The 24,736-nt window shown below is 53.2% G+C and carries 24 protein-coding genes; 9 read left to right on the top strand and 15 right to left on the bottom strand.

The annotated features are described in order from the left end of the window. Positions 1-102: 102 nt before the first annotated feature. Both mlc and bioD read left to right on the top strand, forming a co-directional pair. The gene (gene mlc / locus O9K67_RS13390) at positions 103-1,323 is read left to right on the top strand and encodes a sugar metabolism global transcriptional regulator Mlc (RefSeq protein ID WP_061495566.1); all 1,221 of its coding nucleotides are present in this window, start codon (positions 103-105) and stop codon (positions 1,321-1,323) included. Positions 1,324-1,448: 125 nt separating this feature from the next. Continuing rightward, positions 1,449-2,144: a dethiobiotin synthase gene (gene bioD, locus O9K67_RS13385; RefSeq protein WP_061495569.1), complete on the top strand. Its 696-nt coding sequence runs from the start codon at positions 1,449-1,451 to the stop codon at positions 2,142-2,144. A 34-nt stretch (positions 2,145-2,178) separates the two neighbouring features. Here bioD and osmV read toward each other — a convergent pair whose 3' ends face one another. The 9 genes from osmV to O9K67_RS13340 all read right to left on the bottom strand — a co-directional run bounded on the left by osmV (position 2,179) and on the right by O9K67_RS13340 (position 10,949). Continuing rightward, the gene (gene osmV, locus O9K67_RS13380; protein ID WP_061495572.1) at positions 2,179-3,327 is read right to left on the bottom strand and encodes an osmoprotectant ABC transporter ATP-binding protein OsmV; all 1,149 of its coding nucleotides are present in this window, start codon (positions 3,325-3,327) and stop codon (positions 2,179-2,181) included. Then, positions 3,327-3,974, bottom strand: coding sequence for an osmoprotectant ABC transporter permease OsmW (gene osmW / locus O9K67_RS13375; protein ID WP_061495575.1), 648 nt, complete (start codon positions 3,972-3,974; stop codon positions 3,327-3,329). Before osmW ends, osmV begins: the two co-directional genes overlap by 1 nt. 9 nt (positions 3,975-3,983) lie before the next feature. After that, complete coding sequence (gene osmX, locus O9K67_RS13370) at positions 3,984-4,886, bottom strand: osmoprotectant ABC transporter substrate-binding protein OsmX (protein WP_061495577.1); 903 nt, start codon at positions 4,884-4,886, stop codon at positions 3,984-3,986. Positions 4,887-4,906: 20 nt separating this feature from the next. Continuing rightward, positions 4,907-5,617 (bottom strand): osmoprotectant ABC transporter permease OsmY, encoded by a 711-nt coding sequence (gene osmY / locus O9K67_RS13365; protein ID WP_061495579.1) that lies wholly within the window; start codon positions 5,615-5,617, stop codon positions 4,907-4,909. Positions 5,618-5,901: 284 nt separating this feature from the next. Next, positions 5,902-6,513 carry a Tat proofreading chaperone DmsD gene (gene dmsD, locus O9K67_RS13360; RefSeq protein ID WP_061495581.1) on the bottom strand — a complete coding sequence of 204 codons (612 nt, stop codon included), beginning with the start codon at positions 6,511-6,513 and terminating at the stop codon, positions 5,902-5,904. A 77-nt stretch (positions 6,514-6,590) separates the two neighbouring features. After that, entirely contained in the window at positions 6,591-7,448 is an 858-nt protein-coding gene (locus O9K67_RS13355) for a dimethyl sulfoxide reductase anchor subunit family protein (RefSeq protein ID WP_061495583.1), read from the bottom strand. Between the two features lies 1 nt (position 7,449). After that, positions 7,450-8,067, bottom strand: coding sequence for a DMSO/selenate family reductase complex B subunit (locus O9K67_RS13350; RefSeq protein WP_061495584.1), 618 nt, complete (start codon positions 8,065-8,067; stop codon positions 7,450-7,452). A gap of 10 nt (positions 8,068-8,077) precedes the next feature. Beyond that, positions 8,078-10,516: a selenate/tellurate reductase subunit YnfE gene (ynfE, locus tag O9K67_RS13345; protein WP_061495586.1), complete on the bottom strand. Its 2,439-nt coding sequence runs from the start codon at positions 10,514-10,516 to the stop codon at positions 8,078-8,080. Between the two features lie 151 nt (positions 10,517-10,667). Beyond that, positions 10,668-10,949 carry a DUF1161 domain-containing protein gene (locus O9K67_RS13340; RefSeq protein WP_061495588.1) on the bottom strand — a complete coding sequence of 94 codons (282 nt, stop codon included), beginning with the start codon at positions 10,947-10,949 and terminating at the stop codon, positions 10,668-10,670. 181 nt (positions 10,950-11,130) lie between these two features. Here O9K67_RS13340 and O9K67_RS13335 point away from each other — a divergent pair, with 181 nt between their 5' ends. Continuing rightward, a complete protein-coding gene (locus O9K67_RS13335; protein WP_271044673.1) occupies positions 11,131-11,841 on the top strand; it encodes a YnfC family lipoprotein in 711 nt (236 codons plus the stop codon). An 18-nt stretch (positions 11,842-11,859) separates the two neighbouring features. On the opposite strand, the gene speG is transcribed toward O9K67_RS13335, so the two are convergent. Further along, on the bottom strand, positions 11,860-12,417 hold the full coding sequence (gene speG / locus O9K67_RS13330) for a spermidine N1-acetyltransferase (protein ID WP_061495590.1): 558 nt from the start codon (positions 12,415-12,417) through the stop codon (positions 11,860-11,862). Positions 12,418-12,469: 52 nt separating this feature from the next. Beyond that, positions 12,470-12,808, bottom strand: a complete 339-nt coding sequence (locus O9K67_RS13325; RefSeq protein ID WP_061495592.1) for a DUF1283 family protein — start codon at positions 12,806-12,808, stop codon at positions 12,470-12,472. Positions 12,809-12,947: 139 nt separating this feature from the next. Here O9K67_RS13325 and O9K67_RS13320 point away from each other — a divergent pair, with 139 nt between their 5' ends. The 5 genes from O9K67_RS13320 to O9K67_RS13300 all read left to right on the top strand — a co-directional run bounded on the left by O9K67_RS13320 (position 12,948) and on the right by O9K67_RS13300 (position 19,369). Continuing rightward, positions 12,948-13,274, top strand: a complete 327-nt coding sequence (locus O9K67_RS13320) for a YnfA family protein (protein ID WP_061495593.1) — start codon at positions 12,948-12,950, stop codon at positions 13,272-13,274. 112 nt (positions 13,275-13,386) lie between these two features. Next, on the top strand, positions 13,387-14,601 hold the full coding sequence (manD, locus tag O9K67_RS13315; protein ID WP_061495595.1) for a D-mannonate dehydratase ManD: 1,215 nt from the start codon (positions 13,387-13,389) through the stop codon (positions 14,599-14,601). Positions 14,602-14,685: 84 nt separating this feature from the next. Beyond that, positions 14,686-16,092: a glucuronate isomerase gene (gene uxaC / locus O9K67_RS13310; RefSeq protein ID WP_061495597.1), complete on the top strand. Its 1,407-nt coding sequence runs from the start codon at positions 14,686-14,688 to the stop codon at positions 16,090-16,092. A 22-nt stretch (positions 16,093-16,114) separates the two neighbouring features. Further along, the gene (locus O9K67_RS13305) at positions 16,115-17,656 is read left to right on the top strand and encodes an MFS transporter (protein ID WP_061495599.1); all 1,542 of its coding nucleotides are present in this window, start codon (positions 16,115-16,117) and stop codon (positions 17,654-17,656) included. A gap of 249 nt (positions 17,657-17,905) precedes the next feature. Beyond that, on the top strand, positions 17,906-19,369 hold the full coding sequence (locus O9K67_RS13300; RefSeq protein WP_061495601.1) for a mannitol dehydrogenase family protein: 1,464 nt from the start codon (positions 17,906-17,908) through the stop codon (positions 19,367-19,369). Between the two features lie 45 nt (positions 19,370-19,414). On the opposite strand, the gene ydfZ is transcribed toward O9K67_RS13300, so the two are convergent. The 3 genes from ydfZ to ydfG all read right to left on the bottom strand — a co-directional run bounded on the left by ydfZ (position 19,415) and on the right by ydfG (position 21,320). Next, positions 19,415-19,618, bottom strand: a complete 204-nt coding sequence (gene ydfZ / locus O9K67_RS13295) for a putative selenium delivery protein YdfZ (protein WP_061495603.1) — start codon at positions 19,616-19,618, stop codon at positions 19,415-19,417. 176 nt (positions 19,619-19,794) lie between these two features. Beyond that, entirely contained in the window at positions 19,795-20,481 is a 687-nt protein-coding gene (locus O9K67_RS13290; RefSeq protein WP_061495605.1) for a GntR family transcriptional regulator, read from the bottom strand. 89 nt (positions 20,482-20,570) lie between these two features. Beyond that, positions 20,571-21,320 (bottom strand): bifunctional NADP-dependent 3-hydroxy acid dehydrogenase/3-hydroxypropionate dehydrogenase YdfG, encoded by a 750-nt coding sequence (gene ydfG, locus O9K67_RS13285; protein WP_061495607.1) that lies wholly within the window; start codon positions 21,318-21,320, stop codon positions 20,571-20,573. A 186-nt stretch (positions 21,321-21,506) separates the two neighbouring features. On the opposite strand from ydfG, the gene dcp reads away from it, so the two are divergent. Then, positions 21,507-23,552 carry a peptidyl-dipeptidase Dcp gene (gene dcp / locus O9K67_RS13280; protein ID WP_061495609.1) on the top strand — a complete coding sequence of 682 codons (2,046 nt, stop codon included), beginning with the start codon at positions 21,507-21,509 and terminating at the stop codon, positions 23,550-23,552. Between the two features lie 49 nt (positions 23,553-23,601). Here dcp and O9K67_RS13275 read toward each other — a convergent pair whose 3' ends face one another. Then, the gene (locus O9K67_RS13275) at positions 23,602-24,333 is read right to left on the bottom strand and encodes an LbetaH domain-containing protein (protein ID WP_061495611.1); all 732 of its coding nucleotides are present in this window, start codon (positions 24,331-24,333) and stop codon (positions 23,602-23,604) included. Between the last annotated feature and the right edge of the window lie 403 nt (positions 24,334-24,736).

The following is a 24,736-nucleotide window of genomic DNA, read 5'->3' as shown; positions in this document are numbered from 1 at the left end:
GCTGTAAATCACAAGCCGGGGTAAAAATTTGACGACGACCCGTGAAGTGCTTCACCATAGCTCAAAAGTTTATTTCGAAGCGCGAAAATAAGGGAGTCAGAGGTGGTTGCTGATAGTCAGCCTGGGCATATTGATCAAATTAAGCAGACCAATGCAGGGGCAGTGTATCGCCTGATTGATCAGCTTGGCCCGGTGTCGCGCATCGACCTTTCCCGACTGGCGCAACTTGCGCCCGCGAGTATCACCAAAATCGTCCGTGAAATGCTCGAAGCGCACCTGGTGCAGGAAACGGAAATTCAGGAACCCGGCAGCCGGGGGCGTCCGGCTGTGGGGCTGACGGTGGAAACCGAAGCCTGGCACTATCTTTCACTGCGCATCAGCCGGGGCGAAATCTTCCTCTCCTTGCGCGATCTCAGCAGCAAACTGGTCGTGGAAGATCGCCTCGAACTGCCGCTTGTTGATCCGTTACCGTTACTGGAACGCGTCACGTCGCATATTGATCGTTTCTTTACCCGCCATCAGAACAAGCTGGAGCGTTTGACTGCTATCGCCATTACGCTGCCGGGCATTATTGATACGGAAAATGGCATCGTTCACCGCATGCCGTTTTATGACGATGTCAAAGATATGCCGTTGGGCGAAGTGCTGGAGAATCACACTGGTGTGCCAGTGTATGTGCAGCATGACATCAGCGCGTGGACAATGGCGGAAGCGCTGTTTGGTGCATCGCGCGGCGCGCGGGATGTGATTCAGGTGGTGATCGATCATAACGTGGGCGCCGGGGTGATCACCGACGGGCGCTTACTGCATGCCGGGAGCAGCAGTCTGGTGGAAATCGGCCATACCCAGGTCGATCCCTACGGTAAACGCTGCTATTGCGGCAACCACGGTTGTCTCGAAACCATCGCCAGCGTAGAAAGCGTGCTGGAACTGGCGCAGCGGCGAATGAGCCAGTCAATGAGTTCGATGCTGCATCAAAAACCGCTAACGGTAGAGTGGCTGTGTCAGGCCGCACAGCAGGGGGATCTGCTGGCAAAAGACATTATCAACGGTGTTGGCGCCAATATTGGTCGTATCCTTGCCATCATGGTGAATTTGTTCAATCCGCAAAAAATATTGATTGGTTCGCCACTCAGCAAAGCCGCAGATATCCTCTTTCCCGCCATTACCGATTGCATTCGCCAACAGGCGCTGCCGGCTTACAGTAAACACATCAGCGTTGAGAGCACCCAGTTCACCAACCAGGGCACCATGGCCGGTGCGGCGCTGGTAAAAGACGCGATGTATAACGGATCGTTGCTGATTCGTCTGTTGCAGGGGTAACAATTTTGCACTGTTGCCCTAAAAATTGCGCTACCTCAAGCTGAGTCCTGTGCACTTAACTTAGACTTTCCCCACTGAATTATTTTCCTGGTTTATATTTTCGTTGAACAACGGTGGGGTTCGTCATGCTTAAGCGTTTCTTTGTAACGGGTACAGACACTTCTGTCGGCAAGACAGTGGCGTCCCGCGCGCTACTACAGGCGCTGGCTGCCAGTGGCAAAACAGTGGCAGGCTACAAACCTGTCGCTAAAGGAAGTAAAGAGACGCCGGAAGGGCTGCGCAATAAAGATGCGCTGGTGCTGCAAAGCGTTTCATCGCTGGAGTTACCTTACCAGGCGGTAAACCCTATCGCGTTAAGCGAAGAAGAGAGCAGCGTTGCACATAGCTGCCCAATCAATTACACCCTGTTATCCAACGGCCTGGCGAATTTGTGCGACCGGGTTGATCATGTGGTGGTTGAAGGCACCGGCGGCTGGCGCAGCCTGATGAATGACTTACGCCCGCTCTCTGAATGGGTGGTGCAGGAGCAAATGGCGGTGGTGATGGTGGTGGGGATCCAGGAGGGGTGCCTTAACCATGCACTTCTGACCGCACAGGCGATTGCCAGCGACGGTCTGCCGCTGATTGGCTGGGTCGCCAACCGTATCAATCCGGGTCTGGCACATTATGCAGAAATCATCAATGTACTGAGCAAAAAACTGCCTGCGCCGCTGGTCGGTGAACTGCCGTACTTGCCGCGCCCGGAACAACGTGATTTGGCGCAGTACATTAATCTGCAAATGGCAACCGGCATGCTGGTGGCCGACCGCGTTTTAGCCTGAAAAAACCCTCCGCATGGAGGGTTTTGCCTGACCGTCAGGCGTCGCTGTGAATATTGAGCACGCGGCGCGTTCTGCCGGAACTTAAATAATCCGCAATGTAGTCCTGAGATATTTCTCCGTTGTAACGCCCCTCTTCGTCGACGATGGGCATCCAGCTGGTATTGCTTTCATACAGTTTCGACAGCACCACGCGCAGGTTATCTTCCGCTTTGCCGGTGATGCGGAACGGATGCAGCAGATCTGCGCAGCGCCCGGCGGCGTTTCGCGCTTCGCGGCGTTTGACAAAACCCAACGGTTTACCCACGTTATCCACCACGGTAATCGCCCGGATATCGTGATCGTCCATTGTGGCGAACGCTTCCGCCGCAGAGGTGGATTCGCGCACGGTGAGAGTGGGTTGTTGATCCGTGACATCGCCTGCGGAGACCAGCAGCAACCGCTTGAGTGTTCTGTCCTGGCCCACAAAGCTTCCCACAAATTCATTGGCCGGTTTGGCTAACAGCTCATCCGGGCTGGCGCACTGCACAATGCGCCCCTGGCGGAACACCGCAATGCGATCGCCCAGTTTTAGCGCTTCATCAATGTCGTGACTGACCAGCATGACGGTTTTTTTCAGCGTGCGCTGCATGTCGAGAAACTGATTCTGGATCACTTCACGGTTAATCGGGTCGACGGCACCAAAGGGTTCATCCATCAGCAGCACCGGCGGATCGGCTGCCAGTGCGCGGATCACGCCGATACGCTGCTGCTGCCCACCGGACATCTCGCGCGGATAGCGGTGGAGGAATTTTTTGGCATCGAGCGCCACCATCTCCATCAGCTCTTCGGCACGGGTTTTACAGCGGGCTTTATCCCAGCCAAGCATGCGCGGCACCACCGTAATGTTCTCTTCAATGGTCATATTAGGAAACAGCCCAATTTGCTGAATAACATAGCCAATATTGCGCCGCAGACTGACGGTATCCATCGCGCTGGTGTCTTCACCGTTGATCAAAATCCTCCCACTGGAGGGGGCGATCAGGCGGTTGATCATTTTCAGTGTGGTGGTTTTACCACAGCCCGATGGGCCAAGCAGAACGCACATTTCACCTTCAGGCACTTCCAGGCTGACATTGTCGACGGCCTTGAAGGTCTGGCCGTTTTTTTGCGTAAATTGTTTGGTCAGATTGTCGAGTTTAATCATTAACGGATCCCCTTCGGCGTAAGCACAATTTGTAAGCGATGCAGTAACCAGTCGAGCACGATAGCGAGAAAACAGATCATCAGCGCCCCGGCAATCAACATACGGAGGTCGCTGCCGCCAATGCCGTTAAGCAACAGCAGACCCAGTCCGCCCGCGCCAATTACGGCGGCGATCGCCATCACGCCGATATTCATCACCACGGCGGTGCGAATACCGCCAAAAATGACCGGTAGCGCCATCGGGATCTCTACCCAGCGCAGACGTTGCCAGAACGTCATGCCGATACCACGACCCGCTTCACGCAGACCCGGTGGCAGGCTGTCGAGCGCGGTATGTGTGTTGCGTACAATCGGTAGCAGTGAATAGAGAAAGACGGCGGTAATGGCAGGCACGGCGCCAATACCCTGACCGATCAGCGAAAAGAGTGGGATCATCAAACCAAACAGCGCAATTGAGGGGATCGTCAGCACCAGCGTGGCGATGCCCAATACCGGGGTTGCCAGCCATTGATGGCGGACGATTAAAATACCCAGCGGTACGCCAATCACAATCGCCAGTCCCACCGCCAGCGCGACCAGCCACAGGTGCTGGAATGTCAACGCCGCCAGATAGCCCGCGTTTTCCATCATGTAATGAATCGTGTCCATAGGCGCTCCTTATAACACCCCTTTTTCGTGCAGAAAGTCGCTGGCGACCTGCTGCGGCGTCTGGTGATCAATATCGACTTTGGCGTTCAGGGTCATGATGACGTCATTATTGAGCAACCCTGAGAGGCTATTCAGTGCCTCTTCAAGCCCCGGATTGGCCGCCAGCGTGTCTTTGCGCACCACCGGCGTCACCGCGTAGCTGGGGAAGAAGCCTTTGTCGTCCTCCAGCACTTTCAGATCGAACCCTTTCACACGTCCATCGGTGGTGTAAACCAGCCCGGCATCGACAAAACCGTCGCGAATGGCGTTATAGACAAGGCCGGGATCCATCTGGCGGATTTGCGGGCGATCCAGTTCCATGGCATAGGCCTGTTGCAACGGTTTCATACCGTCGCTACGCCCGGAGAACTCCAGATCCAACCCGAGCAACCAGTTCTTTTTCGGGTCGGTTTTACGGATCTGCTCAATCTTCGCCACCATTTCTGACAGGGTGTTGATATGTTCGGCTTCCGCACGTTTGCGCTGCATGGCGAACGCATAGGTATTGTTCATATCTGCGGGCTTCAGCCAGACCAACCCGTGTTGGGCATCCAGGCGTTTCACCGTTTCATACGATTCCTGTGGTGACATCCGCTTGTTGATATGGTTGAAGATGATCAGCGAGGTGCCGGTGTACTCCCATGTCATATCAACCTGTTTATTAATCATGGCGTTACGGGAAATTACCGTGGCGATATTGGTTTGCGGCTGCACCTGAAAACCTCTTTTTTGCAGGTACAGCACGGTCAGGGCGGACAAAATATGCTGCTCGGTAAAACTTTTGGTGGCGAGGATTAACGGTGCGGCCTGGGCGCTGGCGCTAAACAACGCGATGGCGACCAGGGCTCCCAGCAATCGGCTCAGTCGTTTCATTGGCATTCCTTGTTATGTACTCAGGCTGTGTGCGGGCTCAGATAACGGCCCAGTGCTGCCAGCAGGGTATCGAGGATCAGGGCGAACAGTGCGGTTGCCGCCGCGCCTAAGATCAAGGTTGGAAAATCGTTCAGGTAGATACCGGGGAAAATCAGCTCGCCGTAACTGCTGGCACCAATCAAAAAAGCCAGCGGCGCAGTGCCGACGTTGATAGCGGTGGCAATGCGCACGCCGGAGAGTATCACGGGCAGGGCACAGGGCAGCTCCACCTGGCGCAACCGTTGCCATTTGGTCATACCGATCCCGTTCGCCGCCTCCAGTAATGAAGGGGGCACGGAACAGAGGCCGGCATAGGTGTTGCGTACTATCGGCAGCAACGAGGCCAGGAACAGTGCGATGATGGCCGGTGTATCGCCGATACCAATCACCACCATCGCCAGTGCCAGCACTGCCAGCGGCGGCAGGGTATTGCCAACATTAAAGAGTTGCATCACGTATTCCGCCACACCGCGTGCCGCGGGTCGGCTAAGGGCGATACCACTGGGAATCCCTACTAGCAGCGCAAAAAACATGGAACTGAACACCAGAATCACATGTTGTTGCCCGAGGTAGAGCAAATCAACCTGGCGGGCTTTAACGGTTTCCGGTCCGATTCCCCAGACCAGCAGAGCCAGAACAACGGCAATCCCGGCGAGAAAGAGCAGGGCGCGCGTAAGCGTGGAGGTGTGCATTGCAGTGTGTCTCCCTGTTTGCATGCGTTGTGGCAACAGACGTTGCATGTTGTTATGCCATGTTCGGCAGGGTGTGTTGAGCTATAGCAAGCACCTGGGAAGGATTCCAGTAAATGGCGTCGGTTTTGACACATCGTCAGGTGCCGCGTCACGGGCTCAAGCCGGATGGCGTAACGGCTGTATACAGTGCCTAAAGAATTGTCTTAAAAGCGAAGCATGTAAGTGACACTGTCACTAACGAGAGTGCGCAGAGATGTGTCCCGATCGCCTGATCGGGAGGGAAATTAACGAAAAAGGGGTTTTTGTGCGACCGGGATCAGCAAGCGGGATTGCCAGTCCGCCAGCGTAAGCTGCGCCAGTAACCCCAGTGCATGCCAGAAAGGATGCCTGGCCTCGTCGCTGAATACGGTGAGAAAACGCCCGGCCCACGGCAGCAGATGCCAGGCCAGCAGTTGATCGCAGGCAACACGGTTGCCTTGTTCTGCCAGCCACGCTGCCAGCAACAGCAATGCGCCGAAGTGATCTTCCGGCTCATTTTGCGTACTGTCGAAAACGACGCTGTTTTCGCGCATCCACTGGCGCAGCGCCAGTGTGGAGTCGCCAAACAGCACACTTTCTTTATCCAGCCACACCGAGCCCCAGGGCGGTGCGGGCAACGCGTGAGGACCAATCAGTAAACGCTGCCAGGCGTCCTGCAATGGCTCATCACTGGTTGTTGTAAAAGCCGCTACCAGCGGCTGAAGGACGGCTTGTGGCAGCGGCCACTGCTCAATCCAGTCATCCTGTTTAAACGCGGCAATCAGCGGTGCTGCGGGTTCGCTGTCCGGTGGATAATAAAAGAGTGCGCCCAGCACGCGGGCGGTAAAAATGAATGCTTCACGGGTATCGTCAGTCATGGTCTTCCTGATAATGTCGGTCAACGTCGTTTAGAGAGGCCGGACAGGGCGCAAACCGCTGTCCGGCACGTACGCGGTTAACCCGCAACGGCAACGCCGACGGTCATATGCAGCCCGTAAAACAGGCCGCGTCCCACGACTTCGCCCGCCACCACCAGCACGATCCCGGCCAGCAGACTGATCACCTGCGGTTGCTTACGCATCACCAGCGGGCAGATCCAGCACCCCAGCCCGAGCGCCACCAGCGCTAAACGCCATACCTGTAGCATGCCGTAATCTGGCACCAGCGCGATGGCCTGCTGTACCGAACTGTGGATTTCGCCTAACTGCATGCTTTGTAACATCACCACTGCACAGCTCGCCACCAGGGCGGCAACGCTCACCGCCGCAAAACGGGATGCGTTATAACGCATCTCCGCCAGCCTTAGCAGCAGCGCCCCCAGTAGCGGCCCGCCAATCAGCATCGTCAGGAAAAAGCTGGCGGTGGTGTAACCGTTGTGCCAGGTGGGAACGGTATCGATTTGGTAAACACGCGTCATCGCCCAGACAAACAGCACACCCAGCACCATGCTGACAACCAGCCATAAGCGCCCGAGCGCAGCCGGCATTTTGCCAAGCCATGTCAGTAGCCACCAGACACCGCCCACGGCGAAAAACAGCGACCCGGCGGCGATTTCATTACTCAACGCCGATGCGCCCACACGGTTCAGGGAGTTAAATGCCCGCAGCGGTGAGCCGAGGTGCATCATCGAGGCAATAAAGCCAATGCCCATCAAGATCCACAGCAAAAGCTGGCTGCGCACAATGCTTGCCTGTGTACGCTGATCCCCGGAGGTAGCCATCCAGCCAAGGCCGGTGACGATTAATCCACCTGCAACACACTGACCGATCACGGTAAACAGCACCAGCGGCCATTCATGCCATCCGCTTCCCATTTCACACCTCCTGCGGGTTTGCCAGATAGCCGGTGGTATCCCCTGTCGGGCGGCTATTGGCGTTGGGTTTGATGACAATATTCGGCCGGGTAAAGTGCGATGCCGGCAACGGCGCGATAGCGGCGAGCGAACCATGCTGTTTGCGCAATTCGTCGATGGGGCCAAAATCCAGCGCCCGTAACGGGCAGGACTCGACGCAGATCGGCTTTTTGCCCTGCGCGACACGGTCATAACACCCGTCGCACTTGGTCATATGCCCTTTCGCGGCATTGTATTGCGGCGCACCATACGGGCAGGCCATATGGCAGTAGCGACAGCCGATACACACATCTTCATCCACCACCACAAAGCCATCTTCGCGTTTATGCATAGCGCCGCTTGGGCAGACTTTGGTACAGGCCGGATCGTCACAGTGGTTACAGGAAAGAGAGAGGTAATAGGCAAAAACGTCCTGATGCCAGATACCCTGATCCTCCTGCCAGTTGCCACCGGCATATTCGTATACGCGGCGGAAACTGACATCCGGGGTTAAATCCTTGTAATCTTTACAGGCCAGCTCGCAGGTTTTACAACCGGTGCAGCGGGCGGAATCAATAAAAAAACCATACTGCGTAGTCATCCGCTACTCCTTAAACCTTTTGGATGTCGACCAGATTTGTGTGCTGCGGGTTGCCTTTCGCCAGCGGCGAGGGGCGGTGGGTGGTCAGGGTGTTGATACAGCCGCCATGATCGACACGATCGCCGTCCATATTGGCCTGATGCCATGCGCCCTGGCCCATTGCGCTGACCCCCGGCATAATGCGTGGCGTCACTTTTGCGGCAATCCGCACTTCGCCACGGTCGTTAAACACGCGCACCATATCGCCATTGGCGATGCCGCGTTGTTGCGCATCGATGGGGTTGATCCACACTTCCTGGCGGCAGGCTTCTTTCAGCACATCAATGTTGCCGTAGCTTGAGTGGGTACGCGCTTTATAGTGGAAGCCAAACAGTTGCAGCGGGTACTGACTGCGTGCCGGTGAGTCCCAACCTTCAAAGGTTGAGGCATACACTGGCAGCGGATTAATGACCTCATCTTTTTCCAGCTCCCAACTGCTGGCGATTTTCGCCAGTTGGCTGGAGTAGATTTCGATTTTGCCTGACGGGGTTTTCAGTGGGTTGGCTTGCGGATCGTCACGGAATTTTTTATAGGCGACAAAGTGACCATTCGGATCTTTGCGCTTGTAAATCCCCATCTCCTTGAGCGCGTCGTAGGTGGGCAACTGCGGATCTTTCGCCACCATTTTAGCGTACAGATACTTCAGCCACTCTTCCTGGGTGCGTCCTTCGGTGAAGCGCTGGTAAATATCTGGCCCCAGGCGGCGGGCGATTTCGCTGGTGATCCAGTAAATCGGTTTACGCTCAAACTTCGGTGTGGTCACCGGTTGGAGGAAGATCAGGTAACCCATGTTCCCGGCATAATCGTTGGGAATGATATCTTCCTGTTCCACGGTCATCAGATCCGGCAGCAGGATATCGGCGTACAAGGCTGATGAAGTCATGAAATTCTCAATCACCACGATCATTTCGCATTTGCTGTCATCCTGCAGCACATCGTGGGTGTGATTGATATCGCCATGCTGGTTTGTGAGGGTATTGCCCGCGTAGTTCCAGATGAACTTAATCGGCACATCCAGTTTGTCTTTTCCGCGCACACCGTCGCGGGTGGCAGTCATTTCCGGTCCATGGTCAATGGCATCGGTCCAGGTAAAACAGGAGATTGATGTTTTGACCGGGTTTTCCGGCATCGGCATCCGTTCGATGGTGATGGTGTAAGTGGATTCCCGCGCACCGCTGTTACCGCCATGAATGCCGACATTACCGGTGAGGATGGGCAGCATGGCGATTGCCCGCGAGGTCAGTTCACCGTTGGCCTGGCGTTGTGGTCCCCAGCCCTGGCAGATATACGCCGGTTTCGTTGTGCCGATTTCGCGGGCCAGTTTAATGATCTTATCGGCAGGAATACCGGTGATATGGGCAGCCCACTGCGGTGTTTTTGCCACGCCGTCATCGCCCTGTCCCAGAATGTAGGCTTTGTAGTGCCCGTTGGCGGGCGCGTCTGCTGGCAGCGTTTTCTCGTCGTAGCCCACGCAATAGGTATCCAGGAACGGTTGATCGACGAGGTTCTCGGTGATCAACACCCAGGCCATTCCTGCCACCAGCGCGGCATCGGTTCCCGGACGAATCGGGATCCACTCATCTTCGCGCCCGGCGGCGGTGTCGGTATAACGCGGGTCAATCACCACCATCCGTGCATTGGAACGCTCGCGCGCCTGCTCCAGATAATAGGTGATGCCGCCGCCGCTCATACGGGTCTCTGCGGGGTTGTTACCAAACATCACCACCAGTTTGCTGTTTTCGATGTCTGAGGTGCTGTTCCCATCATTGGAGCGGTGGGTGTAGGGCATGGCGCAGGAGATTTGCGCGGTGCTGTAGGTGCCGTACTGGTTAAGGAAACCGCCGTACATGGCCATCAGACGGGCAATAATGGAGGCTGAAGGGGAAGAGCGGGTAATGTTTCCACCGACGATACCGGAAGAGTAATTAATGTAGACTGCTTCGTTACCGTATTTCTGTACCACGCTTTTTAAACTGTTGGCGAGGGTATCCAGCGCCTCATCCCAGCTAATGCGTTCAAACTTACCCTCGCCGCGTTTGCCCACGCGCTTCATCGGGTAGTTCAGGCGATCCGGGTGGTTGATGCGCCGACGAATCGAACGCCCGCGTAAGCAAGCGCGGACCTGGTGGTTGCCATACTGATCATCGCCGGTATTATCTGTTTCAACCCAGTAAACTTCGTTATCCCTGACGTGTAAGCGCAATGCGCAGCGACTGCCGCAGTTTACGGAGCAGGCGCCCCATACCACTTTATCCGGAGCGGGTTGCATGGCTTGCTGCACTGCGGCCGCGGCGGAACGCATACCGAAAGGGAGATGAAAACTACCGGCAGCCAGCGCAAGCGACCCGAGCGCAGTGGATTTCACCAGCGTTCGTCGGCTTATGCCACCGCTGTGTTCGGTTTCAGACATAGCTCACTCCATTATTATTTATAATTAAAAGAAATTACCCGCCAAATTAATAAGCAGGCTAACAATAGAGTGATCGTACCCACCATGGGGTAGGGAAATATTAACCGTGAGCAAGTTGAGGATAATCCCCCAATATTCAGGGGGATTATATTTACTGCGCGTCGGTGCCCTGTTCGCCCTGCGGCGCGGCACCGCTATTGCGGATGTACAGAATTTTGTAGGTATCATTGGCACAATGCCCAACGACCTGGGCACCTGCCTGATCGGCCTGGTCATTGGGCACAATTTTCAGGCTAAAACCAGATTCCGGAACGCCATTATTCATAATGCGCTGCTGGATGTCTGTTTTGACGCGCTCGCAGGAATCCGGCGCGGCAAATGCCGGAACACATGCCCCCAGCAGTAGTGCACAAAGCCAACGTGAAGCGTGCATCCTCGTCTCCTTTTTATTTAACCCGTATTAAGCTTAGCACTTCCCGCGTAAGCGAAAGGTAAATATCTGAATAATCTGAATAAGCTAGATAGAAAAGCAGAGAAACCCCCAGGGGGCTGCCCTATATTGGATAGGATTTGCTAATATATGCGCAATACAGAAGAAAAATGTGGTGAACCCGTTGAAAAAACAGCTATTAGTCATCTCTCTCGCCGTGTTATTAGCCGGATGTGATGATGCGAAAGGACCGGTATCGTTTACGCCAGAGATGGCCAGTTTTTCAAATGAATTTGATTTTGATCCGCTGCGTGGCCCGGTAAAAGATTTCAGCCAGACGTTGCTCAACGATAAGGGTGAAGTGACCAAGCGCGTGACCGGCACGCTGTCGAAGGAGGGGTGTTTCGATACGCTGGAGCTTCACGACCTGGAAAACAATAGCGGCGTGTCGTTGGTATTGAATGCGAACTACTATGTTGATGCCGATTCTCAGGAGAAGCGCTTGCGCTTGCAGGGGAAATGCCAGCTGGCGGAGTTCCCTGCGGCGGGTGTGACCTGGGATACGGATGACAACGGTTTTGTTGTGCTTGCCCGCGGTAAAGATATGGAAGTGAAGTACCGCTACGATGAGGATGGATACCCGCTGGGTAAATCCACCACCTCGAAAGAGGAACATTTAACGGTGGCCTCCACGCCCTCCAAAGATAAGCGCAAGAAGCTCGATTACACAGCGGTCAGTACGTTGAATGATAAACCGCTGGGCAACGTGAAACAGAGCTGTGATTACGACAGCCACGACAACCCGATCAGTTGCAGCCTGGTGATGATCGATAACAGTGTAACGCCGTCGGTGGAACGCAAATTCAGCATCAAAAATACCATCGATTATTATTGATACCCGTGCCCGCCGCGCTTATTGCGCGGTGGGTTTCAGCAGCGTAGAGCCAGTTTTATGCGCGGCCAGATATTGCTGCTGAAAAATGCACATGCGGATGGTATTGCGGTATTCACCATTAATAAAAAATTCATGGATCAGTTCGCCTTCCACCATAAATCCCAGCTTGCGATAGATGTGAATGGCCTTTTCGTTTTCTTTATCAACGATGAGATAGAGCTTATAGAGGTTGAGTACGGTAAAACCGTAATCCATGGCCAGCCTGGCTGCCTTTGATGCCAGGCCTTTGCCCTGATGCTCCGGCGAAATAATGATCTGAAACTCCGCCCGGCGATGCACATGGTTAATTTCCACCAGTTCAACCAGCCCGGCTTTTTCGCCTTCGCACTCCACCACAAAACGGCGCTCGCTCTGATCGTGGATGTGCTTATCATACAAGTCAGACAGTTCAACGAAGGCTTCGTACGGCTCTTCAAACCAGTAGCGCATCACGCTGGCGTTATTATCAAGCTGGTGGACAAAGCGCAGATCTTCGCGCTCGAGCGGGCGCAAACGAACGCTGCTGGCGTCACTCATGAGACATCCTTTTGCAGTGAGAGAGGTGGGCGCTAAGCGCGCCCGAAAGCGATTACTGAATTTGGCGACCGGTGCGGCGATCCAGACAACGCAGGGTATTCGGTTCCCAGTAAGCGTTCACGTTAGTGCTTTTCTGGCAGTTATCCTGAGCATCAAAAGCCACGTCGGTTTTGTCCCACTCTTTCTCTACGCGTTTATTCACTTTATTGCGCAGGCTGCGCGTGTCATTCCATTGCTCTTTTTCCATCGAGGCCTGTTGACGGCTTTGGGCCGAGTCGCCGGATTCGATCACCAGTCGGTTGGTTTCAGCCAGAGCGGAAGTGGTGTACACGATGGCACCCAGCGTCAGCATAGCGGTGAGGCACAGGCGTTTGCTAAGTGTAGTTGTCATTGCGATTTCCTTATTTGTGAGAAACAAAAGGCGTACGTTTCTATTCTATGCGATCTCAGCCATCCGGGATACCGGGCGCTCTGACTGAGAGCATTATCGGGTATGATGGTTCAACCAATATTGAATAATAGTGCCAAAAATGTTCAAAACGACACTGCTTTTCTTTGCCACAGCATTGTGTGAAATCGTCGGCTGTTTTCTGCCCTGGCTGTGGCTGAAGCGTGGCGCAACGCCATTGTTACTGGTGCCAGCGGCGCTGGCGCTGGCCCTGTTTGTCTGGTTATTGACGTTGCATCCGGCGGCAAGTGGGCGGGTTTATGCCGCTTACGGCGGAGTGTATGTCTGTACCGCGCTGCTGTGGTTGCGCATGGTGGACGGAGTAAAACTCACTCTATATGACTGGCTGGGTGCCGCAGTGGCGATGTGTGGAATGTTGATCATTGTCGCCGGATGGGGGCGCGCATAAGCCTCCGTTTTTTGTGACCAAAAGCGTATTTTCTGATCAACCTACTTGTATGGTAGTAGTCCAATGGCATAGATTTCCTGCATTACGTTAAGACGATGCAAGGAATAACCGAATGAAGATCGTAGGGGCTGAAGTTTTTGTTACCTGTCCAGGGCGCAATTTTGTCACCTTAAAAATCACTACCGACGAGGGGATTGTCGGGCTGGGCGATGCCACCCTTAACGGGCGTGAACTCTCTGTCGCGTCCTACCTGAAAGATCATCTTTGCCCGCAGCTCATTGGCCGCGATGCCCATCGAATCGAAGATATCTGGCAATTTTTCTATAAAGGTGCCTACTGGCGTCGCGGTCCGGTGACCATGTCAGCGATTTCCGCGGTGGACATGGCGCTGTGGGACATCAAAGCCAAAGCCGCCAATATGCCGCTGTACCAACTGTTGGGCGGTGCGTCGCGCGAGGGGGTGATGGTTTATTGCCACACCACCGGCCATACCATTGAGGATGTGCTGGAAGATTATGCCCGGCATAAAGAGATGGGTTTTAAGGCCATTCGCGTTCAATGCGGTGTGCCGGGCATGAAAACCACTTATGGCATGGCAAAAGGCAAAGGCCTGGCCTACGAGCCGGCAACCAAAGGGCAGTGGCCGGAAGAGCAATTATGGTCGACGGAGAAATACCTCGATTTTACGCCGAAACTGTTCGACGCCGTGCGCAATAAGTTTGGTTTCCACGAGCATCTGCTGCACGACATGCACCATCGCCTGACGCCGATTGAAGCTGCGCGTTTTGGCAAGAGCATCGAACCGTATCGCATGTTCTGGATGGAAGATCCGACCCCGGCGGAAAATCAGGAATGCTTCCGGCTGATCCGCCAGCACACCGTCACCCCGATTGCCGTCGGCGAAGTGTTTAACAGCATCTGGGATTGCAAGCAGCTGATCGAAGAGCAGTTGATTGACTATATCCGTACCACTATTACTCACGCAGGCGGCATTACCGGTATGCGTCGCATTGCCGATTTTGCATCCCTTTATCAGGTTCGCACCGGCTCTCATGGCCCGTCTGATTTGTCACCGATTTGTCACGCCGCCGCACTGCATTTCGACCTGTGGGTACCGAACTTTGGCGTACAGGAATATATGGGTTACTCCGAACAGATGCTCGAGGTTTTCCCGCACAACTGGCGTTTTGAAGATGGGTATATGCATCCGGGCGATAAACCGGGGCTGGGTATCGAGTTTGATGAAAAACGGGCGGCAAAATATCCCTACGACCCGGCGTACTTACCGGTCGCCAGACTGGAAGACGGCACATTATGGAACTGGTAACGTTGAATTAAGGCATTCCCGCATGCCTCTACGCAGGCGGGGATAACGATAAAAAGTAACACCATAAATAAATGTGGGTTATATATGAAATTTATCAACGATAGCTTTATGATTAGCAATGCTCGCGGTGTGCAATTATATCAGGATATCGCAAAAGGATTACCAATCATTGATTACCATTGTCATCTCGACGCCAGGGAAATATACGAAAATAAGAACTACGATAACATCACTCAGTTATGGTTAGCAGGTGACCATTATAAATGGCGTGCAATGCGTGCCAATGGGATTGAAGAGAAATACATTACCGGGGATGCCAGCGCTGAAGAGAAATTTGCCGCATGGGCGCAAACAGTAGAAGCAAGTTTCGGTAACCCGCTTTACCACTGGACTCACCTTGAGTTGCATCATTATTTTCATTGTGACGAGTTGCTGGATAGCCATAACTGGAAAGAGATCATGGAGCATTGCAACGGTTTATTATCTGGGGCGGATTTTTCACCGCGACAGTTAATTACACGCGCCAATGTTGAAGTGATTTGCACGACCGATTCTCCGCTCGACTCTTTGTATTATCATCAACGACTAAGTGAAGAGTCTGACTTCCCAGTAAAAGTATTACCCACGTTCCGCCCTGATGAAGTTTTTGAAAATAACGCGAAAGCGTTCTCTCTATTTATTGATAAATTGTCTGATATGACAGCAATAAATATTGCTACTTTTGCTGATTTCTCCGCGGCTATTGGTGAACGCATCCGTTTCTTTCACCAAACGGGGTGTCGTGTCTCCGATCATGGGCCCGTTGAGATTCATTATAAATCCGCAAGTGAGACGACAGTTTCGTCACTCTTTTTGCGTAAAAGAGCAGGGCAGGCGTTAAGCAAGGACGAAAGTATTATTCTTAATAGCGCTATTTTTATCATGCTCGCACGGCATTATAAAAAACATAATTGGGCAATGCAGATCCATTTTGGTGCTATTCGCAATAACAATACCAAAATGCATCAACTTCTAGGCATTAATACAGGTTTTGATGCGTTAACAGATCAATATCAACTGGCAGAAAATCTGAATGGATTGTTAGATGCCATGGCGAAAGACAATGCCTTGCCGAAAACTATCCTGTACAACCTTAATGCCAGCTATAACGATCTTGTGGCTACGACTATCGCGAATTTCCAGTCTGCGGATTGCGGTGTTAAATCACCGATGCAATTGGGATCAGGCTGGTGGTTTAATGACACACGTCGGGGCATGGAGAACCAGCTTGCTTGCCTGGCCGATCAGGGCTTGTTGATGAACTTTGTTGGCATGCTTACGGATTCTCGTAGTCTTGTATCTTATACCCGACATGATTATTTCAGACGGATTTTATGCAACCTTATTGGCGGTTGGGTAGAAAGAAAAGAAGTACCCGATAATAACAAGATATTGTCTCGCATGATTCGGAATATATGCCACGACAACGCCAGGGATTATTTTAATTTCTAATTACCTTCTCTGAGGATAGAACATGTCTATTTCAAGTAAAAAAATCACCATACCGGTGAGTATCGGGTATGGCATGACGGATATAATGGGTGGGGGGGCATTTACCGTTATTGGTGCATGGTTACTCTTTTTTTATACGACTTTTGTTGGCTTGTCCCCGGTAGAAGCCGCTTCCATTGTCGCGATTGCTCGTATTGTGGATGCCATCGTAAGTTTATTTATGGGCAGCTTTACCGATCATTTTTACAAGAATTATTTCGGCAAAAAATTCGGTCGTCGCCGCTTCTTCTTGTTGCTTGGCGCGCCACTCATGCTGGTATATAGCTTGTTGTGGTTGAATGGAATGAGTTACGGATTTTATCTGTCTGTCTATCTCGCATTCGAAATCATTGCCGCAATGGTCTTGATCCCCTGGGAAACGCTGCCCTCGGAAATGACCAAGGATTTTAATGCGCGTACGAAGTTATCGACTTGTCGCATGTTTTTATCCGCATCCGGCACCTTTCTGGCAACGTTTATTCCGGGGCTTTTGATAGGCTATTTTGGTGAGCATAATGCGAACGCCTATTTGATTAACGGTGTGATTTTTGCGGTGTTATTTATGGTCTGTGTGTTTATTTCATGGAAAGTGACCTGGGAGCGTGAGTTGACCCCGGATATGCTCGCTCAACTGGAAACAAAAACACGCAATACGACTTTTTCGCAAAAAGTATGCGCATTTACACGCTTGTTCAAAGAGTATGGTTCAACGCTGAAAATCAGGGCGTTCAGAAAACACCTTGCCATTTATTTATTGTCATTCACGGGCAAAGATGTTTACAACACAGTGTTTGTCTTCTTTTGTGTGTATTGTCTGAATGTCTCATCTTCATTGGCTGGTAGCCTCCTTTCTATGAGCATCGTTGGCTTACCTGTAACGTTGATCGCCGGCATTGGCATTATTAAATTTGGTCCTTCGCGTCTTTATGTTTTTGCCTACTCATTGATGTTGCTGTGCCTTGGGGGGTTCTTCGCTGTATATCACATCCCGGCGTTGAACACGGTCGCCATACTGGTGATTCTGGCGGGGTTGTATCAGGTTGGTCGCTGTGTTCTGGAGTTCACTCCGTGGAACGTGTTCCCGTTTATTCCTGATATTGACGAAATGGTGAGTCGCCAGCGTCGTGAGGGCTTGTTTGCAGCAGTAATGACGTTTTCACGTAAAACGACGGTAGCCATTGCGACGTTTATTGTCGGCCTTTTATTGCAGAATGGCGGGTTTGTAAAAGGAAGTCAGGTTCAACCGCCAGAAGCAATTCACATGATTGCCATGTTGATGTTTATCGGCACGGCAGGGCTCCTGTTACTCGCACTTTGGCAGGCTGTCACGTTCAATCTCAATAAAAAGACGCATAAGATTTTTGTTGAAGAGGTGGATCGCCTGAAAGCGGGAGGGGCAAAAAATGCGGTAACCACGGATACCCGCCGCATTGTGGAAGATCTGACCGGTTACGATTACGACGCATTATGGGTAGAAAAAGGCACGGTAGAGCAAACAGGGACCTCGCGGGTGACTTCCGCCTGATCTTCTGGTTTACAACCTTGGTGTTAAACCACAATGCTGTCACATAACTTTGCTTTTGTATCACACCACTTAGGCAAAAGTTAACGTAAATCAATGTTCAGCCACCCACAATTGGTATCGTTAATGACAGATATTTTTTTACCTTATCTACCATTCTAGTTTATGTAGTCAGCAGGCGACCGGTCGCATCAAACAGTCCGGCCGCCATGCTGACGGGATTTCCGTTTCATCTATTAACGAGTCGCAACTATGGAAAACCGGTTACTCAACGCAAAAGCAACACTTCCCCACTATAACCGCGACGCACTGCAGGCGCGGATCGTGCATCTGGGTTTTGGTGCGTTTCACCGTGCTCACCAGTCGGTCTATGCGGATATCCTCGCCGCGGAACATGGCAGCGACTGGGGCTACTGCGAAGTCAACCTGATTGGCGGCGAGCAGCAGATTGCTGACCTGAAACAGCAGGATAATTTGTACACCGTGGCGGAAATGTCTGCGGATGCATGGACGGCGCGTGTGGTCGGTGTTGCGAAACGCGCGCTGCACGCGCAGGTGGACGGCCTGGAAACCGTACTGGCGGCAATGTGCGAACCGCAAGTAGCGATTGTGTCGCTGACCATCACCGAGAAAGGGTATTGCCATTCTCCGGCCACCGGCCAGTTGATGACCGACCATCCTTTAATCGTGGGGGATTTGCAAAACCCGCACCAGCCAAAATCCGCTGCCGGGGTGATTGTCGAAGCACTGGCGCGCCGCAAAGCCGCTGGGTTACCGCCTTTTACCGTGATGTCTTGCGATAATATGCCGGAAAACGGTCATGTTACGCGCAATGTCGTCTGTGCCTATGCCCGCGCTGTCAACGGAGAACTCGCTGACTGGATCGAGGCAAACGTCACGTTCCCGTCAACCATGGTGGATCGCATTGTTCCGGCAGTAACCGCTGACACGCTGGATAAAATCGAACAACTGACCGGTGTGCGCGACCCGGCGGGTGTGGCCTGTGAACCATTTCGTCAGTGGGTTATCGAAGATAACTTTGTTGCCGGACGCCCGGAATGGGAAAAAGCAGGCGCTGAACTGGTGGCGGATGTGATCCCGTTTGAGGAGATGAAACTGCGCATGCTCAACGGCAGCCACTCGTTCCTTGCTTATCTCGGTTACCTGGCGGGCTATCAGCACATTAATGAGTGCATGGAAGACGACAACTATCGCCGAGCCGCACACGCGCTCATGCTGAAAGAGCAAGCACCGACGCTGAAAGTGAAGGGCGTTGATCTGGCGCACTACGCTGATCTGTTGATTGCACGCTACAGCAACACCGCGCTGCGTCATCGCACCTGGCAAATCGCGATGGACGGTAGTCAGAAACTGCCACAACGTATGCTCGATTCTGTACGCTGGCACCGGGTTCATCAGCGCGATTTCTCTCTGCTGGCGTTAGGCATCGCGGGCTGGATGCGCTACGTGGGCGGTGTGGATGAAAAGGGGCAGGCCATTGAGGTGTGCGATCCGCTGCTGGCGGTGATCCAGAGCGCCGTGAACAACAGTGCGCAGGGTGAAGCGCGCGTGCGGGCATTACTGGGTATTGATGCGATTTTCGGCCGTGAGCTGCCGAAAGACACCACCTTTGTTGCGCAGGTGCAAAAAGCGTATCAGACACTGCTGGAGAAAGGAGCAAAAGCGACGGTTGCGCAGTACGCTGCGGCGTTGTAATTCTCTGTAGAATGCCGCCGCGGCGGCATTCTCACCACGTCGTGCTTAGTGCATGCCCAGACGAATCAGTTCAACCGGTTCGAATTTGCCTTCACAACCTTCCACTTCCACCGTTTTGCTGCGACGCAGCGCTGCCGCACTTAGCCCCTCAGCATGAATAGCGACAATTTTCCCGGTGCGCCCTGTGCCATTAATCATGACGCGGGTGCCGGTGGTGATGGGATTATGGTTACGATCATAAGTCATCATGGTGGTTTCTCCTTGTTGATATCCGCAAAATCATCTGGGGCAGAAGATGTCCCCGCGACGGACTCACTATCAATACGCCTCTCACGCGATGAGGTGTTGTTTTTGATCAAAGTCACACTTTTTAATGAGCAAAAAGCATGACGTGCTTGCCAGACAGGGCGGATAAGGAGGGGAAATTACTCTTCGCTGAACCAGTCGCGATTTTCCTGGCGAATGGTTTTTACCGACTCACTGATTTCCTGCAAATGCAGGGTCATGGCGCGATCGACGGCGTCGGCGTCGCGCTTTTCCAGTGCGGCAAAAATATCCAGATGTTGACGCAGCAGCATCTCCGGCGGTGAAACGTGATCGAGGCTCATATAACGCACGCGGTCGATGGTGGCTTTGATATTTTCGATGGTGTCCCAGGCAAGCTGGCAATCCGCAATCTGCGCCAGTTTCTGGTGGAAGCTGTCATCCAGCTCGAAAAAGTCATTCAACTGCTTGCGCTCAATGGCGACACGCTGCTGGTTCAGGTTCTGCTCCAGCAGATAAGCGGTGCTGTCATTGATCATCGCGGCGGCACGTCGTGCAACGGCGCACTCAATTGCCTGGCGGACGAAACAACCATTGCGAACCTGCGTCATGGAGATTTTATTGACATAGCTGCCGCGCTGCGGGCGGATCTGAATCAGGCCGTTTTCCGCCAGTTTGATAAATGCTTCACGCACCGGCTGACGCGACACATCAAAACGCACCGACACCTCTTTTTCTGACAGCGGCGTGCCTGGTGGGATAAGACAATGCACAATATCTCGCCGCAGGATGCGGTAAATTTGTTGATTGACGGGTTGGGTAGGATTGAGTTCCGTTTCGGCAGCCATGCGCTCTTACTTTTTAAAGGGTTAACCTGTCTACCATACCATTAATTTTACCCACATCCCATACCCGGCCCGCAGGCCGGGCGAGGGGATTAACCCTGGCGGTGAACGCTAAGCCCCGCGTATGTCTGGCTGACTGGCATCATTTCCAGCGTATTGATATTGACATGTTTCGGCAGCGTCGCTACCCACCATACCGCTTCGGTCACATCTTCCGGTGTCAAGGCAGTGGTATTTTCGTAGGTTTTGCCGGCTTTATCATCATCGCCCTTAAAGCGCACGTTCGAAAACTCCGTACCGCCAACCAGTCCCGGCTCAAGATTAGTAACGCGCACGGCTGTGCCGCTCAGATCGGTACGCAGGTTCAGACTGAACTGGCGAACAAAGGCTTTACTGGCGCCATAGACGTTGCCTCCCGCGTAAGGCCAGCTACCTGCGGTGGAGCCAATGTTGATCACATGGCCGCGATTGCGCTCCACCATGCCCGGCAGCACGGCGCGGGTCATATAGACCAGGCCTTTGTTATTGGTGTCGATCATCGTTTCCCAGTCATCGACACTGGCTTTATGCGCAGGCTCCAGACCCAGCGCCAGACCGGCGTTGTTGACCAGCACGTCAATCTCACGCCACGGTGCTGGCAACGCGGTAATAAACGCCTCGATAGCGGCGCGATTGCGCACATCCAATTGCGCCGTGTAGAGGTTATCGCCCAGTTCGTCTTTCAGCTCCTGCAAACGTTCCTGGCGGCGCCCTGTCGCAATCACTTTGTGGCCGTTTTGAATGAAACGGCGCGCAATAGCTTCGCCAAAACCTGCCGTTGCCCCGGTAACCAGAATAATCATCTCACTGTTCCTCAACGCTTTTTGTGGTGTTGTACCATAGCATGCGCCGCTGCTGAGCGGTAACGCAAGTTGTCCTACCCTACAGTGTGGCAAAAAACCGTTGCTTGTGTGCAAGGACGAGAAATGATTGCGATGCGCGCGAGCGATGCCTACTCTGAGGAGACTTACCGAATTCAGGAGCGAAATATGTCGGTTACTAATCCTTTCTTTGCCGCCAGTCCGTTGCCTTACCAGGCACCGCAGTTCGACATGATTCAGCAGGAACATTACCGTCCGGCCTTTGATCAAGGCCTGCAACAAAAGCGCAGCGAAATCGCCGCCATTGCGGGTAACCCGGCTGCGGCGGATTTTGATAATACCGTGCTGGCGCTGGAGCGCAGCGGGCAATTGTTAAATCAGGTAACCAGCGTCTTTTTCGCCATGACCTCTGCGCATACCAATGCGTTTTTGCAACAACTGGATGAGGCATTTTCTGCCGAACTGGCGGAGCTGGCGAACGATATCTATCTTGATGGCGCATTGTTTGCGCGGGTAGAAACCGTCTGGCAGCAGCGTGATGCCCTCGCGCTGGATGCGGAGTCATTGCGACTGGTTGAGACAACGTATCAACGCTTTGTGCTGGCAGGGGCGACCCTAAGTGCTGACGATAAAGCGACTCTCAAAGCGCTGAATACCGAAGCCGCCACGCTTACCAGTCAGTTTAATCAACGCTTGCTGGCCGCGGATAAAGCAGGCGGACTGGTGGTGGATGACGTGCGCCAGCTCGAAGGGCTGAGCGAAGAGGCGATTGCGGCGGCGGCTGAAGCTGCGTCGGCAAAAGGCCTTGAAAACCGTTGGTTGCTGGCGCTGCTGAACACCACACAACAACCCGCGCTGGCGGCGTTGCGCGACCGGCAAACCCGTGAAAATCTGTTTATGGCGGGTTGGCTACGGACAGAGCACGGTGATGCCAATGACACCCGGGCACTGGTGTTGCGGTTGGTGCAATTACGCGCGCAGCAGGCGGCATTGCTCGGTTTCGCTGACTTCGCCAGCTGGAAAATCGCTGATCAGATGGCGGGTACACCGCAGGCCGCACTGGCCTTTATGCGCAATATTGCCCCCGCCGCCCGGGCGCGTGCCGAACGCGAACTGGCGGATATTCAACAGGTGATTGATGCACAGCAAGGGGGATTTCGCGCACAAGCCTGGGACTGGGCGTTTTATGCTGAACAGGTACGGCTGGCGAAATACGATTTAGATGAGTCGCAAATCGCACCCTATTTTGCGCTCAATACCGTGCTCACCGAAGGTGTGTTTTGGGCCGCCAGTGAACTGTTTGGCATCCGTCTGGTTGAACGTTTTGATATTCCGGTTTACCACCCGGATGTGCGCGTATGGGAGATTTTCGACGCCGACGGGCAAGGGCTGGCGCTGTTCTACGGGGATTTCTTCGCACGCGATTCAAAAAGCGGTGGCGCATGGATGGGGAACTTCGTTGAACAGTCGACTCTGCTGGGCACGAAGCCGGTGATTTACAATGTTTGTAATTATCAAAAACCCGCCGCCGGGCAGACCGCGCTGCTCTCCTGGGATGATGTCATCACCCTGTTCCATGAATTTGGTCACACGCTGCACGGTCTGTTTGCCCGACAGCGCTACGCCAGCCTTTCCGGTACCAATACACCGCGTGATTTTGTTGAGTTCCCCTCACAGATTAATGAGCACTGGGCCAGCCAGCCTCAGGTGTTCAGTCGCTATGCGCGGCACTACAAGAGCGGAGATCCGATGCCGGACGCGCTGCGCGAGAAGATGCTGCGCGCTACACAGTTTAACAAAGGCTACGACATGACCGAACTTCTGAGCGCTGCACTGCTGGATATGAACTGGCACAGTCTGGCGAACGGTACGGCTGTGAATGACGTGGAGGGCTTCGAACAGCAGGCGCTTCAACGCGAGCAGCTTGATCTGGCGGCAGTGCCGCCGCGCTATCGCAGCAGCTATTTTGCCCATATTTTTGGTGGCGGTTATGCCGCGGGTTATTACGCCTACCTGTGGACGCAAATGCTGGCTGATGATGGGTATCAATGGTTCGTTGAGCAGGGGGGATTAACCCGTGAGAACGGGCAAAAATTCCGCGAAGCGATTTTATCGCGCGGGAATAGCACTGATTTAGCTGAACTTTATCGTAATTGGCGCGGCCATGATCCGCAAATTGAACCGATGCTTAAAAACCGTGGATTGAGTGAATAATGCCGAGGCCGGGCGTTGAGCCCGGCTTTTATTTGCGTGTGCCCCGGCCTCAGACGGCCAGCGCCATTTTTTTACCCCACGTCGCTTTATGGGCTTTCACTTCGGCCAGTAAATCCAGCGTTTTGCTCTCGTCCTGCGTAAAATCCACGAGAAAATAGCGGTTAACCCGTTTTAACCAGTTCGCCAAATCCGGGGCGTCCCACCAGGCGAGTTCCAGTAAGGATTCAATCACTTTGTCCGTAAAACGAAAACGCACCAGCCGTGCCGGGCTACCGACATAAATCCCATAGGGCTCTGATGTAAAATTCGGCGGGAGAAGGGAACGCGCGCCAATAATACAGCCATTCTCAATCGTGCCGCCGCCTAACATCATCACTTCGTCACCGATCCAGATATCATTCTTGATAACTGAATGTCCGTATTGCGGCAGCGTCGGGCTTTTCAGTTCAGGATGAATAAACGACAGGATCGACGTCGACATGGCGCGGGTTTCGTGTTGACCATTCAGGATGAATTTTAACCGTAAACCACCGGAAACAAAGCGGCCAACATGCAATGCTTGCGCATCACTGTCATATTTCACTAAGGAGTCAACGCCAAAACCGGAGCACTTACCGATATGCATCGTGCCAATTTGCGACGTATCACCCAGCCAGTTCTGGAAGAAATTTTTAGGCAATGTGCTGAAAAGTCCATCCCGATAAACCAAAACATCAAATTTATTCGCCAGAGGATGGTTAGGATCGAAGCCTAAACAATCGCTATCCGTATCAATATTCATGCGCAATCCGTTAACAATGTAATAAAAATTTGATTTTAAGAAAAAACTTAAGCGGGCGAATGGTCTTCCAAACAAGAATGAGAATCAAGGCAAAATCAGGTAGGTTTTCTGACCTTCCGTGCTGTGGCGTACAGTGAGTCAAATACCCTTCCTGTCACATATTGTGTGATGGACAGGCAGTATTCCGGTTGCAATACACTTTAAAAAGTTACATAACCCGCCCGGTCATTGACCTTACATACACAAGGGAAATACCGTTAGGCGTGGTGATGAATCCCCCTGCGCGGAGGGGCTACCAGTCGTACCTTTTTGGGATAAGGCGAGTTTGCGGACTGGAGCAGACTCACCGGGAGGCACCCGGCATCACCGTAATCTGTACAGCCAGAGATCTGTTTTGTCGTCG

Origin of the sequence: Kosakonia oryzendophytica (assembly GCF_027886705.1) — a bacterium.
GTDB classification, from domain to species: domain Bacteria; phylum Pseudomonadota; class Gammaproteobacteria; order Enterobacterales; family Enterobacteriaceae; genus Kosakonia; species Kosakonia oryzendophytica.
Note: the sequence above shows the minus strand (reverse complement) of the source record. Positions and strands in the feature narration are given on the sequence as shown.

Coding starts and splice junctions, on each gene's coding strand:
- osmW (WP_061495575.1), bottom strand. CDS start 3,974: ATGGACACGATTCATTACATGATGGAAAACGCGGGCTATCTGGCGGCG.
- ydfG (WP_061495607.1), bottom strand. CDS start 21,320: ATGATTATTCTGGTTACCGGGGCAACGGCAGGTTTTGGCGAAGCTATT.
- uxaC (WP_061495597.1), top strand. CDS start 14,686: ATGAAATTTATCAACGATAGCTTTATGATTAGCAATGCTCGCGGTGTG.
- manD (WP_061495595.1), top strand. CDS start 13,387: ATGAAGATCGTAGGGGCTGAAGTTTTTGTTACCTGTCCAGGGCGCAAT.
- O9K67_RS13320 (WP_061495593.1), top strand. CDS start 12,948: ATGTTCAAAACGACACTGCTTTTCTTTGCCACAGCATTGTGTGAAATC.
- ydfZ (WP_061495603.1), bottom strand. CDS start 19,618: ATGATGACTTATGATCGTAACCATAATCCCATCACCACCGGCACCCGC.
- osmV (WP_061495572.1), bottom strand. CDS start 3,327: ATGATTAAACTCGACAATCTGACCAAACAATTTACGCAAAAAAACGGC.
- ynfE (WP_061495586.1), bottom strand. CDS start 10,516: ATGTCTGAAACCGAACACAGCGGTGGCATAAGCCGACGAACGCTGGTG.
- O9K67_RS13275 (WP_061495611.1), bottom strand. CDS start 24,333: ATGAATATTGATACGGATAGCGATTGTTTAGGCTTCGATCCTAACCAT.
- O9K67_RS13300 (WP_061495601.1), top strand. CDS start 17,906: ATGGAAAACCGGTTACTCAACGCAAAAGCAACACTTCCCCACTATAAC.
- O9K67_RS13355 (WP_061495583.1), bottom strand. CDS start 7,448: ATGGGAAGCGGATGGCATGAATGGCCGCTGGTGCTGTTTACCGTGATC.
- dmsD (WP_061495581.1), bottom strand. CDS start 6,513: ATGACTGACGATACCCGTGAAGCATTCATTTTTACCGCCCGCGTGCTG.
- bioD (WP_061495569.1), top strand. CDS start 1,449: ATGCTTAAGCGTTTCTTTGTAACGGGTACAGACACTTCTGTCGGCAAG.
- osmX (WP_061495577.1), bottom strand. CDS start 4,886: ATGAAACGACTGAGCCGATTGCTGGGAGCCCTGGTCGCCATCGCGTTG.
- O9K67_RS13290 (WP_061495605.1), bottom strand. CDS start 20,481: ATGGCTGCCGAAACGGAACTCAATCCTACCCAACCCGTCAATCAACAA.
- O9K67_RS13350 (WP_061495584.1), bottom strand. CDS start 8,067: ATGACTACGCAGTATGGTTTTTTTATTGATTCCGCCCGCTGCACCGGT.
- O9K67_RS13305 (WP_061495599.1), top strand. CDS start 16,115: ATGTCTATTTCAAGTAAAAAAATCACCATACCGGTGAGTATCGGGTAT.
- dcp (WP_061495609.1), top strand. CDS start 21,507: ATGTCGGTTACTAATCCTTTCTTTGCCGCCAGTCCGTTGCCTTACCAG.
- O9K67_RS13325 (WP_061495592.1), bottom strand. CDS start 12,808: ATGACAACTACACTTAGCAAACGCCTGTGCCTCACCGCTATGCTGACG.
- osmY (WP_061495579.1), bottom strand. CDS start 5,617: ATGCACACCTCCACGCTTACGCGCGCCCTGCTCTTTCTCGCCGGGATT.
- speG (WP_061495590.1), bottom strand. CDS start 12,417: ATGAGTGACGCCAGCAGCGTTCGTTTGCGCCCGCTCGAGCGCGAAGAT.
- O9K67_RS13340 (WP_061495588.1), bottom strand. CDS start 10,949: ATGCACGCTTCACGTTGGCTTTGTGCACTACTGCTGGGGGCATGTGTT.